The organism is Streptomyces inhibens (assembly GCF_003389455.1).
GTDB classification, from domain to species: Bacteria; Actinomycetota; Actinomycetes; order Streptomycetales; family Streptomycetaceae; genus Streptomyces; species Streptomyces inhibens.
Genome location: NZ_QUAC01000001.1, coordinates 1 through 14,138, shown reverse-complemented (window position 1 = coordinate 14,138; position 14,138 = coordinate 1). Strand labels below are relative to the sequence as shown.

General features: G+C 71.8%; 11 protein-coding genes and 1 pseudogene. 7 read left to right on the top strand and 5 right to left on the bottom strand.

What is annotated here, in order from left to right; genetic code table 11:
• Together DY245_RS00055 and rsgA are read right to left on the bottom strand one after the other, a co-directional pair.
• The coding region (locus DY245_RS00055; RefSeq protein WP_147318314.1) for a bifunctional transcriptional activator/DNA repair enzyme AdaA at positions 1-572 on the bottom strand (572 nt) is incomplete at its 3' end.
• A 131-nt stretch (positions 573-703) separates the two neighbouring features.
• Entirely contained in the window at positions 704-1,879 is a 1,176-nt protein-coding gene (gene rsgA / locus DY245_RS00050) for a ribosome small subunit-dependent GTPase A (RefSeq protein WP_128502277.1), read from the bottom strand.
• 339 nt (positions 1,880-2,218) lie between these two features.
• Between rsgA and DY245_RS00045 the strand changes: the two genes are divergently transcribed.
• Together DY245_RS00045 and DY245_RS00040 are read left to right on the top strand one after the other, a co-directional pair.
• On the top strand, positions 2,219-2,977 hold the full coding sequence (locus DY245_RS00045) for an IclR family transcriptional regulator (protein ID WP_128502276.1): 759 nt from the start codon (positions 2,219-2,221) through the stop codon (positions 2,975-2,977).
• Between the two features lie 96 nt (positions 2,978-3,073).
• Entirely contained in the window at positions 3,074-4,258 is a 1,185-nt protein-coding gene (locus DY245_RS00040) for a PP2C family protein-serine/threonine phosphatase (RefSeq protein ID WP_128502275.1), read from the top strand.
• Between the two features lie 12 nt (positions 4,259-4,270).
• Here the strand turns inward: DY245_RS00040 and DY245_RS00035 are convergent, their stop codons facing one another.
• Both DY245_RS00035 and DY245_RS00030 read right to left on the bottom strand, forming a co-directional pair.
• Positions 4,271-5,260 carry a phosphotriesterase family protein gene (locus DY245_RS00035; RefSeq protein ID WP_128502274.1) on the bottom strand — a complete coding sequence of 330 codons (990 nt, stop codon included), beginning with the start codon at positions 5,258-5,260 and terminating at the stop codon, positions 4,271-4,273.
• Positions 5,248-6,780: a long-chain-fatty-acid--CoA ligase gene (locus DY245_RS00030; RefSeq protein ID WP_128502273.1), complete on the bottom strand. Its 1,533-nt coding sequence runs from the start codon at positions 6,778-6,780 to the stop codon at positions 5,248-5,250. Before DY245_RS00030 ends, DY245_RS00035 begins: the two co-directional genes overlap by 13 nt.
• A 197-nt stretch (positions 6,781-6,977) precedes the next feature.
• Here DY245_RS00030 and DY245_RS45600 point away from each other — a divergent pair.
• The 3 genes and pseudogenes from DY245_RS45600 to DY245_RS00020 form a co-directional block, all read left to right on the top strand.
• Positions 6,978-7,725 (top strand): annotated as a pseudogene (locus tag DY245_RS45600) (sensor histidine kinase); the annotation flags it as partial.
• 1 nt (position 7,726) lies between these two features.
• Positions 7,727-9,912: SpoIIE family protein phosphatase (locus DY245_RS00025; protein ID WP_244942729.1), on the top strand; the 2,186-nt coding region annotated here is incomplete at its 5' end.
• Positions 9,913-10,035: 123 nt separating this feature from the next.
• On the top strand, positions 10,036-10,512 hold the full coding sequence (locus DY245_RS00020; protein WP_128502272.1) for a DoxX family membrane protein: 477 nt from the start codon (positions 10,036-10,038) through the stop codon (positions 10,510-10,512).
• 34 nt (positions 10,513-10,546) lie between these two features.
• Here the strand turns inward: DY245_RS00020 and DY245_RS00015 are convergent, their stop codons facing one another.
• Positions 10,547-11,032 carry a DUF4118 domain-containing protein gene (locus tag DY245_RS00015; protein WP_244942728.1) on the bottom strand — a complete coding sequence of 162 codons (486 nt, stop codon included), beginning with the start codon at positions 11,030-11,032 and terminating at the stop codon, positions 10,547-10,549.
• Positions 11,033-11,341: 309 nt separating this feature from the next.
• Between DY245_RS00015 and DY245_RS00010 the strand changes: the two genes are divergently transcribed.
• Together DY245_RS00010 and DY245_RS00005 are read left to right on the top strand one after the other, a co-directional pair.
• Entirely contained in the window at positions 11,342-13,312 is a 1,971-nt protein-coding gene (locus DY245_RS00010) for an APC family permease (RefSeq protein WP_128502271.1), read from the top strand.
• 136 nt (positions 13,313-13,448) lie between these two features.
• The coding region (locus tag DY245_RS00005) for a sigma-70 family RNA polymerase sigma factor (protein ID WP_128502270.1) at positions 13,449-14,138 on the top strand (690 nt) is incomplete at its 3' end.

Genomic DNA, 14,138 nt, shown 5'->3' with positions numbered 1-14,138 from the left:
CGGGCGGCGCCCCCGCGCCCGGCCGCCGCCCGCAGTTCGCTGGGCGTACCGGCGTAGATCTCCCGCATGGTGTCGTTGAACTGCCGGATGCTGGCGAAGCCGGCCGCGAAGGCCAGCTCGGTGACCGGCAGCGTCGTGGTCTGCAGCAGCACCCGGGCGGTGTGCGCCCGGCGGGCGCGGGCCAGCGCCACCGGCCCCGCGCCGAGCTCCGCGGTCAGCTGCCGCTGCACCTGGCGCGCGCTGTAGCCCAGCCGCCGCGCCAGCCCGCCGACGCCCTCCTGGTCGACCACGCCGTCCCCGATGAACCGCATGGCGCGTCCCACCAGGTCGGCGCGCACATTCCACTCGGCGGAGCCGGGTACGGCGTCCGGCCGGCACCGGCGGCAGGCCCGGAAGCCGGCCGTCTGCGCGGCCGCGGCCGACGGGAAGAACCGCACATTCACCCGCTTGGGAGTGACCGCGGGGCAGCTGGGCCGGCAGTAGATGCCGGTCGTCACCACCGCGAAGAAGAACTCCCCGTCGAACCGCGCGTCCCGGCTGGACACCGCTTCGTACCTGGTCTCGTCGTCCATCACTCCCCCAGTGTGCGGCGTGCGCGGCGCCGCGACTGGCGGAAATCGGACATGGCGTTTCTTGGGGCGGGCCGGCCCCTGAGGCCGGGCGTCGGGCGGGCCCCCGGGGCGGCCCGCCCGCACCGCTCACCTCACCTCAGCGGCCCCCGCTTCCGCTCCATCATGTGCCGTCCGAGCGCCTGCTTCTGCTTCCAGTCCCGTCGGATCTCCGCGCGCATCCGGGCGTCCGTCTTCGCCACGATGCGCTGGTTCTCGCGCAGCAGTTTCCGGTAGCTCTCCAGCCGGCGTACGGGCAACTCCCCGCTCTCGACGGCCTCTTGCACCGCGCAGCCGGGCTCCCCCTGATGCGCGCAGTCATGGAAGCGGCACTCCTCGGCCAGCGTTTCGACATCCGAGAACGTCCGCGCGAGACCGGCCTCCGCGTCCCACATCCCGACGCCGCGCAGCCCCGGCGTATCGATCAGCACCCCGCCGCCGGGCAGCGTCAGCAGATCCCGCGTGGTCGTGGTGTGCCGCCCCTTGCCGTCCCGGTCACGTGTGGCCTGGACTTCCTGCACACCCGCGCCGAGCAGGGCGTTGGCCAGCGTGGACTTGCCCGCGCCGGACTGTCCCAGCAGTACGGACGTACCGCCCGCGAGCACGGCGGACAGCACATCGAGCCCCTCGCCGGTCGCCGAGCTGACCGCCAGCACCTGTACCCCGGGAGCCACGGACCCGGTATCCGCGACGAGATGCGCCACCCCGTCCGGATCCCCGGCCAGATCCGCCTTGGTCAGCACCACCAGCGGCTGGGCCCCGCGCTCCCCGGAGGGCGCGGACACCGGCAGCGGTCCCGCAGCGGTCGAGCTGGACATCGCCAGCGCGAGGAACCGCTCGATCCGCCCGAGGTCCAACTCGCCCCCGAGCGACACACAGATGACGATGGTGTCGACGTTGGTGGCCAGCACCTGGCCCTCGGAACGCTTGGACGACGTGGACCGTACGAAGGCCGTACGCCGCGGCAGCAACGCCCGCACCACACCGTCGATATGGGCGCCCACCCGCCCGTTGCCGAGGTCGATCACGGCCCAGTCGCCGGTGCACGGCACCCGCATCGGGTCGCTCGTGGCCACCAGCGCGGTATCCGCCAGGACCGTCCGGACGCCGGCGCCGTCGGGCACGACGACATCCACCCGGCCGCGGTCCACGCGGACGATTCGGCCGGGCAAAATCCCCTGCCCGGCAAAGGGGAGAAAACTCTCCGCGAACCCGTCGTCCCAGCCATAGGCGGTCAATGGGTGCGCAGCAGAAAGAGGGAGGTCGAACAACGGGATGACCCTTCGAAAAGGAGCGGTCCCGGCTCCGCGCGGCAGCGCGCGGGAAATGGTGACAAGTCGAGTCAGCCGGAGACCACGGGGGTGGAATGGATGAACTTCCTGATGCGGGCAGCGCCCATCGCAAAGACAGTCATCAGTACGCACCTCCCGGTCTTTCACAGCTGAGCGCGGCAGCCGTCGGCCGCCGCGAGAACAGGGTCACCCTAGACCGGTCGCGGACGACCGGTCCAAGCATTTTCGGCCGCGGGACACATCCGGCCCCGGGAGCGACCGGCCGCCCGCCCGCCGAGCGACCTTGCTCGCGCGATGCACCGGGCGCAAGCTTGTGGTGTGGGTGCTCAGGACGGTCCTACGCTCATCGCTTCGGTGCAGCGAGCCTTCCGCCTGTTGGAAGTCGTGGGGGCACACGAGGGCGGTGCTCCGGCGAAGCAGCTGGCACGCGAGGCGGGGCTGCCCCTGGCCACCACCTATCACCTGCTGCGGACGCTGGTCCACGACGGCTATCTGCGGAAGCTGGACGACGGCGGGTTCGTCATGGGCGACAAGCTGTATGCGTTGCACACGGGCAGCCGTGGGCAGGCACAGCTCACCCGGATCCGTCCCGTGCTCACCGCGCTGCGCGACGAGCTGTCGGCAGCCGCGTATCTGACCTTCTACGAGGAGGGTGAGATCCGGGTGGCCGAGATCGTCGACGGCCCCCGGGCACCCCGGGTCGACCTCTGGGTGGGATTCGAGGATGCCGGGCACGCCACGGCGCTGGGCAAATGCGTGCTGCGCGAGCTCGACGACGACTCCCGCAACGACTACCTCTCCCGGCACCCGCTCGCCGATCTCACGCCCCGCACCATCACCCACCGTTCCGAACTGCTGCGACGACTCGCCTCGTCGCCCGCGGCCCCGGCCGTCATGGACCTGGAGGAGTACGCCCTCGGAACGGTATGCGTCGCGGTGCCCGTCTACAGCGGGCACATGCTCGGCTCGCTGGGTGTCTCCCTGCGGGCGGACCGGCTCTCCCAGGTCGATCAGGTCCGGGCGCGGCTGGTCCCGACGGCGAGCCGCGTGACCAGGGGTCTTTCGCTCACTATCTGAAAACCCTGCCCTTGTGGCGCACCCGCATACCCCTGTTTTCTGGACAAAACGGACGCTCAGGCGTACGCCAAGGGACCAGGGAGTGGCAGTCGAGGAATGAGTCAGGCTCAAGACCATCAGCACGACCCCCGGCCGACCTGGCTCATGAAGCGGGTGGCCGGCTTGCGGAAGGCGTCGTCGGACCAGCCGCGCACCGCCGCCCACCTCGCCGCCGGTGTGCCCGCACTGGTCGTCGCTGCCGTGGCGCTCCTCGCCTTCGTCACCGGAGCCGGGATGACCTGGCTGCCGCTGCTCGCCGTCGGGCCCGCGCTGGCCGCCGCCACCAGCAGGCCGCGGGGCGTACTCCGTATCGGCTTCCTCGCCGTGGCACTGGCCGCCGCGCTCGGCGCCCATGGCGGTGCGGCCGGCCGTGATCAGGCCGTCGTGCTGTCCGCACTGGTCGCCGTCACCCTGGCGAGCAGCCTGGCCAGCGCGCTGCGCGAGCGTCGCGAACGGGTACTGGCCGCCGTCCGCTCGGTCGCCGAGGCCGCCCAGCACGCGCTCCTCAAGCCCGTGCCCGCCACGGTCGGCCCGTTCGAGGTGGCTGTCCGCTACAGCGCCGCCGCGGCGGAGGCCCGTATCGGCGGGGACCTCTACGCGCTGGTGCCGACCCCGTACGGGGTCCGGCTGATCGTCGGCGATGTGCGCGGCAAGGGGCTGCCCGCGGTGAGCACCGCCGCTCTGGTGCTCGGTGTCTTCCACGAGGCCGCCTATGACGAGCCGGACCTCCTGGATGTCGTCGGCAGGATCGAGCGGAGCCTGACCCGCAACCTTGGTGCCGACGACTTCGTCACCGCCGTGGTCGCCGGCTTCCCGCAGACCGGGCGCATGGAAGTGGTCAACTGCGGACACGCCCCTCCGCTGCTGGTGCGCGGCGCCGACGTCATGGCCGTCGAACCGACCCGTCCGGCCCCGCCCCTGGGGCTGAGCGCCCTGACCCGTGAGACCCCGAGCCTCCAGGTACTGCCGTTCACCGACGGCGACCAGTTGCTGCTCTACACCGACGGGGTCACCGAGGCCCGCAACCACGGTCGGGAGTTCTACCCGCTGATCGAGGGGGTGGCACGGCACGTGTCGGACGAGCCGTGCCGCACCCTGGCCGCACTGCACGACGAACTGCTGGCGCACGTGGGGGGCCGGCTGCACGACGACGCGGCACTGCTGCTGCTCCGGAAGCCGGCCGCCGCCGGGTGCGGGGCTTCGACGGACGAGCCGCCCTGTCTCCCGGCCGAAGCGCGCTGAGGGAGCCGTCGTTCAGCCGTCCGCGCCCTCGAAGAGGCGGCGCGGATTGTCGACGAGCATGGTGGTGATCTGCTCCTCGCTCACGCCTCGTTCGCGGATGTAGGGCAGTACCTCCTCACCGATGTGCAGGTAGTGCCACTGCGGGAGCAGATGCAGATGGGCGGGGTCCACCCAGTCGATGTAGCAGGCGGCGTCGTGGGAGAGCACAAGGCGCTCCGCATAGCCGCGGCGGCACATCTCGACCAGGGTGTCGGCCCTGGTCTCGAAGGAGATGTCGAGGTTGATGCCGAACCGGTCCATGCCCAGCAGGAAGCCCGCGTCGGCGAGTTCGGCGAGGTGGTCGCAGTCGGGGCTGTCGCCACTGTGGCCGAGGACGATGCGGCGGGGGTCGATGCCTTCCTCGTCGCACAGGATGCGCCGGGCGTCCAGACCGTTCCGGCTCTCCGGGTGGGTGTGCACGGTGATGGGGGTCGCGGTGCGGCGGTGGGCCGCGGCGACGGCGCGCAGCACCCGTACGACGCCGTCCGTCGGCCCCTGCCGGTCGATGGCGCACTTGAGCATGCCGGCCTTGACCCCGGTGCCCGCGATGCCCTCGGTGATGTCGCGGACGAACATCTCCACCATGGGGTCGGCGACCTCGGTGCCCAGCACATCGTTCAGCCCCGGGCCGCGGTAGCGGAAGAAGCCGGGGACCTCGTCGTAGGTGTACAGGCCGGTGGCCACGATGATGTTCAGCTCGGGGACCTGCTCGGCGATACGGCGTACGCGGGGGATGTGACGGCCGAGCCCGACGACGGTCGGGTCGACGATCGTGCGGATGCCCTGGGCGGCCAGGGCCCGCAGCTTTCCGACCGCGTCGGCGACCCGCTCGTCCTCGCCGCCCCATTCCTCCGGGTAGTTGGCTTGCACATCGGCGGTGAGGGTGAAGAGGTGTTCGTGAACGTAGGTACGGCCCAGCCGTGCGGTGTCGACGGCGCCGAGGGCGGTGTTCACCTGGGGCATCGGGCGCGCAGCTCCTTCTTGAGGATCTTGCCGGTGGGGCCCTTGGGCAGCTCGTCGACGAGGTGGATCTCGCGCGGATATTTGTAGGCGGCCAGCTGCCGCTTGCAGTGGGCGGCGAGGTCCTCGGCGGTGGTGTGTGCACCCGGTTTGAGGCTGACGACGGCGACGACCTCCTCGCCGAGCCGGTCGTCGGGCCGGCCGATGACGGCGGCCTCGGCGACGGCGGGGTGGGCGTGCAGCACCTCCTCGACCTCGCGCGGGTAGACGTTGTAGCCGCCGCGAATGACCAGGTCCTTCTTGCGGTCGACGACGAAGAAGTAGCCGTCCTCGTCCTGGTAGCCGAGGTCTCCGGTGTGCAGCCAGCCCTCGCGCAGCACTTCGGCACTCTCCTCGGGACGCTTGTAGTAGCCCTTCATGACGTTGTGTCCGCGGACGAGGATCTCGCCCACGTGGTCGGGCCCCGGCGGCAGTTCCGCGCCCGTGTCGTCGACGACCCGGACCGCCACGCCCCAGATCGGCTTGCCGATGGAGAGCACCTTGCGCTGCTCGACGCTGATGTTGAAGGTCGCGGCGCTGGCCGTCTCGGACAGCCCGTAGCCCTCCAGGATCGCCACGCCGGGGAACTTCTCCTCGAAGGCGCGGATGGTCTCGCCGGGCATCGCCGCGCCGCCCGAGAGGCCGACGCGCAGCCCGGCGAGGTCGCGCTTCGTGGTGTCGGCCTGCAGCAGGGCCGTGTACATGGTGGGGACACCGGCGAAGATCGTGCAGCGGTGCCGTTCGAGGGCGTCGAGCACCGCCCCGGTCTCGAAGCGCGGTACGAGGGCGAGCGTTCCGCCGTGGCGTACGGCCATGTTCAGGACGCTGGAGAGGCCGAAGACATGGAAGAGCGGCAGCACGGCGAGGGCGATGTCGTCGGTGCGGTAGCCGAACACCTCACCGGTCACGGTGCAGTTCATATAGAGCTGGAAGTGGGTGAGCTCGGCGCCCTTGGGACGGCCGGTGGTGCCGCTGGTGTAGAGCAGGACGGCGGTGTCGTCGCCGCTGGTCGGCTCGGTCTCGCCGGTGTCGTCCGCGGCGTACAGCTCGTCGAAGTCCCGGGTGCCCGCGCCGTGCCGGTCGCTGCCGGGCAGATGGACGACGTAGGTGCCGACGCCGTCGGCCAGTTCGGCGCCCTTGACCGCCTCGGCCGCGAACTCCTCGAAGGTGATGAGGAGTTGGGCGTCGGAGTCGCGCAGGTGGTAGGCGATCTCGGGGGCCTTGAGCAGCGGGTTGAGCGGGACCATGACCAGGCCGGCCTTGAGGACGGCGAAGTAGGCGAACAGGAACTCCGGCACATTGGGCAGCTGGACGGCGACCTTGGCGCCGGGCCCGAGACCGAGGCCCCGCAGGGCGGCGGCGATGCGGCCGGACGCCTCGTCGACCTGGGCGTAGGTGTAGGTCAGGTCCGCGATGTGGCAAAGGGGTTTGTCGGGGTGGAATCGGCGGGATTCACGAAGAGCGGTCGCGAGATTGAAGCTCATCCGGGCTCCTGGCGTGCTGCGGCTCGTACCACGGGCGGCGTCGCTGGCTGCCGAGCATAGAGAGCGGCTAAGCATTGCTCAACAGGGCCTCGACGGCCCGCCGGTCATGCACGGATCACCCGCCGGACGCCCGCCGCCGCGCACACCGCCGGGGCAGCTGATCACGTCACAGTGGAGCACAATGCTAAATATGGGGCATGAGGGAAAATTTCCGGCGAGAGGGTGACGATTCGCAAGGGTCGTCGCCCTCCCCCGGGCAACGCCTCCGCTCGCTTCTGAACGCCCACAGCGTCGCGGGCCAGGTGTTCGCGCTGGAGCTCGTCCTCGCGGTGGTGTTGGCCGTCGTGGCGGTGCTGGCCCTCTTCTTCCAGGCCGAGGGCGCGACCATGCAGGAGGCCCGTCAGCGCTCGATCGTCGGCGCCCAGACCTTCGCGCACGCCCCGGGCACGCTCGCCGCCATGAAATCCGCCAACCCCACCGCGCAGCTGCAACCCCAGGCGGAGGCGGCCCGTAAGGGCTCCCGCGTCGACTACATCGTCGCGTTCCGGCCCGACGGCATCCGCTGGACCCACCCCGACCCGCGCCTGATCGGCAAGCGTGTCGTCCGCGGCACCTTTGGGCCCTCGCTCCACGGCAAGATGCACACCACCACCCTCAGCTCCGCCCTCGGTCCCGCCGTGACCACCACGGTCCCGGTCATCGACAAGAACGGCTCGGTGGTCGGGCTGGTGTCCGTCGGGATCCGCGTCGAGCGGACGACCCAGCAGGTGGTGCACCAGCTGCCGCTGCTGCTCGGTTCCGCCGCCGGTGCGCTGCTGCTGGTCGCCGGCGGGGCGTCGTTGGTGAACCGCCGGCTGCGGCGGCAGACGCACGGGCTGCACCCGGCCGAGATGCGGCGGATGTACGACCACCACCACGCGGTGCTGCACGCCGTACGGGAGGGCGNGGCGGATGTACGACCACCACCACGCGGTGCTGCACGCCGTACGGGAGGGCGTACTGATCATCGGCAGCGACGGGCGGCTCCTGCTGGCCAACGACGAGGCGCGACGGCTGCTCGGCCTGCCCCCGGACGCGGACACCGAGCGGCGCCGGGTCACGGATCTCGGCCTGGACCCCCAGCTGACCGCGCTGCTGGCCTCGGGGCGGGAGGCGACCGACGAGGTGTGTCTGGCGGGCGACCGGCTGCTGGCCGTGAGTGTCCGGCCGACCGCCCCCTACGGCGGTCCCGCCGGGAACGCGGTGACGCTGCGGGACACCACCGAACTGCGCGGGCTGGCCGGCCGGGCCGAGGTGGCCCAGGAGCGGCTGAAGCTGATCTACGACGCGGGGCTGCGGATCGGCACCACGCTGGATGTGGCGCGTACCGCCGAGGAACTGGCCGATGTCGCGGTCCCCCGGTTCGCCGACGTGGTCACCGTCGAGCTGCTGGAGCCGGTGCTGCGGGGCGAGGAGCCGGAAGCCAGGGCGGGCACCGCCCTGCGGCGGTTGGCGGTCCGCGGGGCCCCGGAGGCAGGGGCGATCTACCGGGTGGGCGATGTGATCAATTTTGTGCCCGGCACGCCGATGGCGACGGGCCTGGCCGACGGCCGGCCGGTCCTCGTGAAGGATCTGCGCAGGTCGGACGAGTGGCGGCGGCAGGACATGGCGGGCACCCAGCGGGTGCTGGACGCCGCGATCCGGTCGCTGATCGCCGTACCACTTCAGGCGCGGGGGGTGGTGCTGGGGCTGGCCAACTTCTGGCGGGCCGAGGGATCCGACGACTTCGACGAGGAGGATCTGTCCTTCGCCGAGGAGCTGACCGCCCGGGCCGCGGTCGCGATCGACAACGCCCGCCGCTACACCCGCGAGCACACCACCGCCGTCACCCTCCAGCGCAGCCTGCTGCCGCAGAAGCTGCCCGAGCAGTCGGCCCTTGAGGTGGCGCACCGCTATCTGCCCGCCCAGGCCGGCGTCGGCGGCGACTGGTTCGACGTCATCCCGCTGCCCGGCGCCAGGGTCGCCCTCGTGGTCGGCGATGTGGTCGGACACGGTCTGCACGCCGCGGCCACCATGGGCCGGCTGCGGACCGCCGTCCACAACTTCTCCGCGCTCGACCTGCCGCCCGACGAGCTGCTGAACCATCTGGACGAACTCGTCAGCCATATCGATACGGATGAGGCGCGGGCGGCGGGCCACTCCGCCGGCAGCGGGCTCGACGGCGACGAGGCATGGCCGGGGAGTTTCGGCAGCAACACCGAAGAGGTTCGTGCGGAGGAGATGATCGCGGACGGGAGCCGCACCGGCATCACCGGCGCGACCTGTCTGTACGCCATCTACGACCCGGTCGCCGGGCGGGCCACCCTGGCCCGGGCGGGCCACCCCGGGCCGGCCCTGATCCGCCCCGACGGCACCGTCTCCTTCCCCGACGTGCCCGTCTCACCGCCTCTGGGCCTGGGCGGCAGCGTCCCGGTGGAGACCGCGGAGCTCACCCTGGCCGAGGGCTCCCGGCTGGTGCTGTACACGAACGGGCTGGTCGAGAACCGCGAGCGCGATATCGACACCGGTCTGGAGCTGCTGCGGGCGGCCCTGGCCGACAGCGCCGACCGCACCCCGGACCAGATCTGCACGGCGGTCCTCGACGCCGTGCTGCCCGCCCATCCCAGCGACGACATCGCCCTGCTGGTGGCCCACACCCAGCTGCTGGACCCCTCCAGGGTCGCCGAATGGGAGGTGCCCTCCGACCCGGCGGCCGTCGCCCCCATCCGGTCCGCCTGTCTGCACACGCTGGAGAACTGGGGGCTGGAGAGGATCGAGTTCACCACCGAGCTGATCCTCAGCGAGCTGATCACCAACGCCATCCGCTACGGCACCCAGCCCATCCGCGTCCGCCTGCTGTACGACCGCACCCTGATCTGCGAGGTCTCCGACGGCACCAGCTCCTCCCCGCATCTGCGCCGGGCCGCCGCCACCGACGAGGGCGGCCGCGGTCTGTTCCTCGTCGCCCAGTTCGCCGAGCGCTGGGGCACCCGTTACACACCGGGCGGCAAGGTCATCTGGACCGAGCAGTCCCTCGACGACGGGCCGGGGGAAGCCGCTCCCGACTCGGCCGACGACATCCTCGACCAGTGGGACGACGTGCCCGCGCTGTGAGCGCGGCAGCCGGGCCGCGGGGGTGCGTCCGGCGGCGCGGGGCGGCCGTCCGGCCCGCTCGCCAGGTCGTTGCCCCCTGGTTAAGCTCGGTGGGGGGCCGTGGACCTGATCTTGGAGGCTCCGATGGTGCAGCTGCCCGAAGCGCGTGATGTGGCCCCGCGTCTGGCCACCGGTGCGTTCCTCCTCAACACCGGGCTGACGAAATTGCGGGCGGACCAGGCAACGGCCCAGGCCGTGCACGGCATGGCGTGCACGGCCTATCCGTTCCTGAAGAAGCTTCCCGCGGAGCGGTTCACCCGGCTGCTGGCGTGCTCGGAGATCGCGGTCGGCAGCGCACTGCTGGCACCGCTCGTGCCGACCCGGCTGGCCGGGCTGGCACTGACCGGGTTCTCCAGCGGGCTGGTCGGCCTGTATCTGCGGCTTCCCGGCATGCGCAAGCCCGGCAGCCTGTTGCCGACCCAGGAGGGGATTGTGCTTGCCAAGGACAGCTGGATGCTGGGCATCGGGCTGGGGTTCTTGAGTGCACCGTGCCGACGGCGGCGGGCCGCCGCCCGGCGCAGCGCCCGGCACGGCCGGCGCCACGGCTGCTGCCGGCGCTGAGCCACCCTGGACGGCTGGACGGGCTCTACACGGGCTACACGGCCGAGTGCCGCCGTACGGCCCGTACGGCGGCCGCGCAGCCCCCGCCCGCCAGGCCGGCGAGAAGGAGCACCAGCAGGCTCATCCGGTCCTGCGGCTGGAAGGCCAGCTCCGAGCTCCGGTTGAGCACAAAGCCGTCGTAGAACATCCAGGACACCAGGGCCACGACGGGCACCAGAACCGGCCGGGTCAGCGCGGCCACGCCCAGGGTCAGCAGCGTGAAGACGGCGAGCACGAACGTGGTGTGGGTCCTCTCGCCGGTCAGCAACAGGGCGGTCACCAGCAGCGCCGCGCCGACGGCGCCGAGCGGCAGGGCGAGGTCACCGGCGAGGGTGCGGTTGGGCGGCGCCCGGTGGGCGAGGCGCGGACGGGGCAGCGCCATGGCGCGCAGGGCGCGGGGGATACCGGGGATGCGGGGGACGTGGGGGATGCGCGGGCGGTGCGACGGGACCGGGTGGTCCCAGTGGTGAAGGCCGGCCATGCGGAACACCTCCTGCGGTGCGTCCCCCGCTGGTGAACTCCTGCTACGGGCCCGTCGGCGGCCCTTCCCGTCAGAGTGCGCGCCGGGGGCCGTTCGGGAGCGCCGCGGCGTCGTCCTTAACGCCGTACGTACGGGTTGTGGACGCTTCCTGACGCGGCCCTGACGCCGAAGTGGTGGACCGTGACGCCGCGGTACCCGAGGGACAGTTGTCGCCCGGCGCGGGGTGGGGCGAGGCCCCGCCCGCCCGGTGATGCATACTCGCTCCTCGTTGCCCGAACCGACGACCGATGATCGGCAGGACGTACCCGCATGACCCGTACCGAGGCGGACCCCGCGCCTGCTGCTTCCCCCACCTCCCGACGGTGGCGCGCCTGGCTGCTGGACGGACTGAGCAGCCAGGCCGCCCGCCACCCCGGGCCGCACGGCACTCCGCCGGCCGAGCACAAGGGGCACTCCTGGTGGCGCGTCATGTGCCTCACGGGTGTCGACTACTTCTCGACGCTGGGCTACCAGCCGGGCATCGCCGCGCTGGCGGCCGGGCTGCTCTCGCCGTTCGCCACCCTCGTCCTGATCGCGCTGACCCTGCTCGGCGCCCTGCCCGTGTACCGCAGGGTCGCCAAGGAGAGCCCGAACGGCGAGGGTTCGATCGCCATGCTGGAGCGGCTGCTGCCCTGGTGGGCGGGGAAGCTGCTGGTGCTGGTGCTGCTGGGCTTCGCGGCCACGGACTTCGTCATCACCATGACGCTGTCGGCCGCCGACGCCTCGGCGCATGTGGTGGAGAACCCGTTCGCACCGTCCGCGCTGCACGGGGCGAACCTCTGGATCACCCTGGTGCTGCTGGCCGCCCTGGGCGCGGTCTTCCTCAAGGGCTTCCGCGAGGCGATCGGCATCGCGGTCGGGCTCGTCGGCGTCTACCTGGTGCTCAATGTCGTCGTGCTGGCCACCGCGGCCGGGCATGTGGTGTCGCACCCCGTCGTGGTCGGCAACTGGTGGGACGCGATGACCGCCGAGCACTCCTCGCCGCTGGCGATCGTGGGTGTGGCGCTGCTGGTCTTCCCCAAGCTGGCCCTGGGCATGTCCGGCTTCGAGACCGGTGTCGCGGTCATGCCGCAGGTGCAGGGCGATGCCAGCGACACCGATGCGAAGCCGGCCGGCCGGATCCGCGGCACCCGCAGGCTGCTGACCACCGCGGCGCTCATCATGAGCTGCTTCCTGCTGCTGTCGAGCCTGGCCACCACCCTGCTGATCCCGCAGAAGGAGTTCGAGTCCGGCGGCTCGGCCAACGGCCGCGCGCTGGCCTATCTGGCGCACGAGTACCTGGGCGAGGCGTTCGGGACGGTCTACGACATCTCCACCATCGCCATCCTCTGGTTCGCCGGCGCCTCGGCGATGGCGGGGTTGCTCAACCTCGTACCGCGCTATCTGCCGCGTTACGGCATGGCCCCGGAATGGGCCCGGGCGGTACGCCCGCTGGTGCTTATCTTCCTGGCCATCGCCTTCGGCATCACCTTCTTCTTCAACGCCAGCGTCGACGAGCAGAGCGGCGCGTATGCGACCGGTGTGCTGGTGCTGATGCTCTCGGCGTCGTTCGCCTCCACGGTCGCCGCCCGCCACCGGCGGCTGCGCGCGGCCACCATCGGCTTCGGGGCCATCACCCTCGTCTTCGGCTACACCCTGGTCACCAACGTCATCGAGCGGCCGGACGGCCTGAAGATCGCGTTGCTGTTCATCCTCGGCATGATGCTGACCTCGTTCGCCTCCCGTGTGCACCGCGCCTTCGAGCTGCGCGCCGTACAGGTCGACTTCGACGAGACCGCCGAGCGGCTGATAGGCACCGCGATCGCGGCCGGGCCGCTGCGGGTCATCGCCAACGAACCGGACGAGCGGGACGCGGCGGAGTACCGGGAGAAGGAGTACAGCCAGCGCGAGGAGACCCATATCCCCGACGGCCGGCCGGTGCTCTTCCTCGAAGTGACCGTCAAGGACTCCTCGGACTTCACCACGAATGTGCACGTCCAGGGCGAGGAGCGGTACGGGGCGCAGATCCTGCGAGTGGAGGGCGCCGGCGTGGCGAACACCATCGCCGCCGTCCTGATGCAGCTGCGCGAGCACACCGGCCAGGTCCCGCACGCCTACTTCAACTGGACCGAGGGCCACCCGCTCAGCCATCTGCTGCGCTTCCTGGTCTTCGGCGACGGCGAGGTCGCTCCGGTCACCCGGGAGGTGCTCCGCCGCGCCGAGCCCGACCCGCGCCGGCGGCCGCGCGTCCACGTCGGCTGACCGGCCATCGGAGCGCCGCGGCACGGACGGCCGCGGCGCCTGGCAACGTGACCGCCGGGTGTCACATCGGCCCGGGTTCCTGGGTCACTTCTGTGACACCACGCGACCGGCACGGTGCGACGGAGGAATGTGACCGATGGACGAGCAGGAATTTCTGGCGGAACGCTTCGAGCAGCACCGGGCCCGGCTGCGGGCGGTGGCCTACCGGGTGCTCGGCTCGGCCGGGGAGGCGGACGACGCCGTCCAGGAAGCCTGGCTGCGGCTGAGCCGGTCCGACACCGACGAGGTGGCGAACCTCGGGGGCTGGCTGACGACCGTCGTCGCGCGGGTGGCCCTCAACATGCTGCGCTCGCGCGAGACCCGGCGGGAGGACCCGTGGGACATGCACCGCGCGCAGGCGGGTAACGGCGGCGCGGAGACGGCCGTCGACCCCGAGCAGCAGGCGGTGCTCGCCGATTCCGTCGGTGGGGCGCTGCTCGTCGTCCTGGACACGCTGGCGCCCGCCGAGCGGCTGGCGTTCGTGCTGCACGACATGTTCGCCGTGCCGTTCGACGAGATCGCGCCGATCGTCGAGCGCTCACCGGGCGCGACCCGGAAGCTCGCCAGCCGGGCCCGCCGCCGGGTGCAGGGCGCGGTGAATGTGCCGGAGACCGATATCGGGCGGCAGCGCGAGGTCGTCGACGCTTTTCTGGCCGCCTCGCGCGACGGCGACTTCGAAGCCCTGCTCGCCCTGCTCGACCCGGAGGTGGAGCTGCGCACCGACGCCGCGGCCGCGCTGGCGGGAGCGAGCGCGGCGCGCGGCGCGGCGGCGGTGGCCGAGACCTTC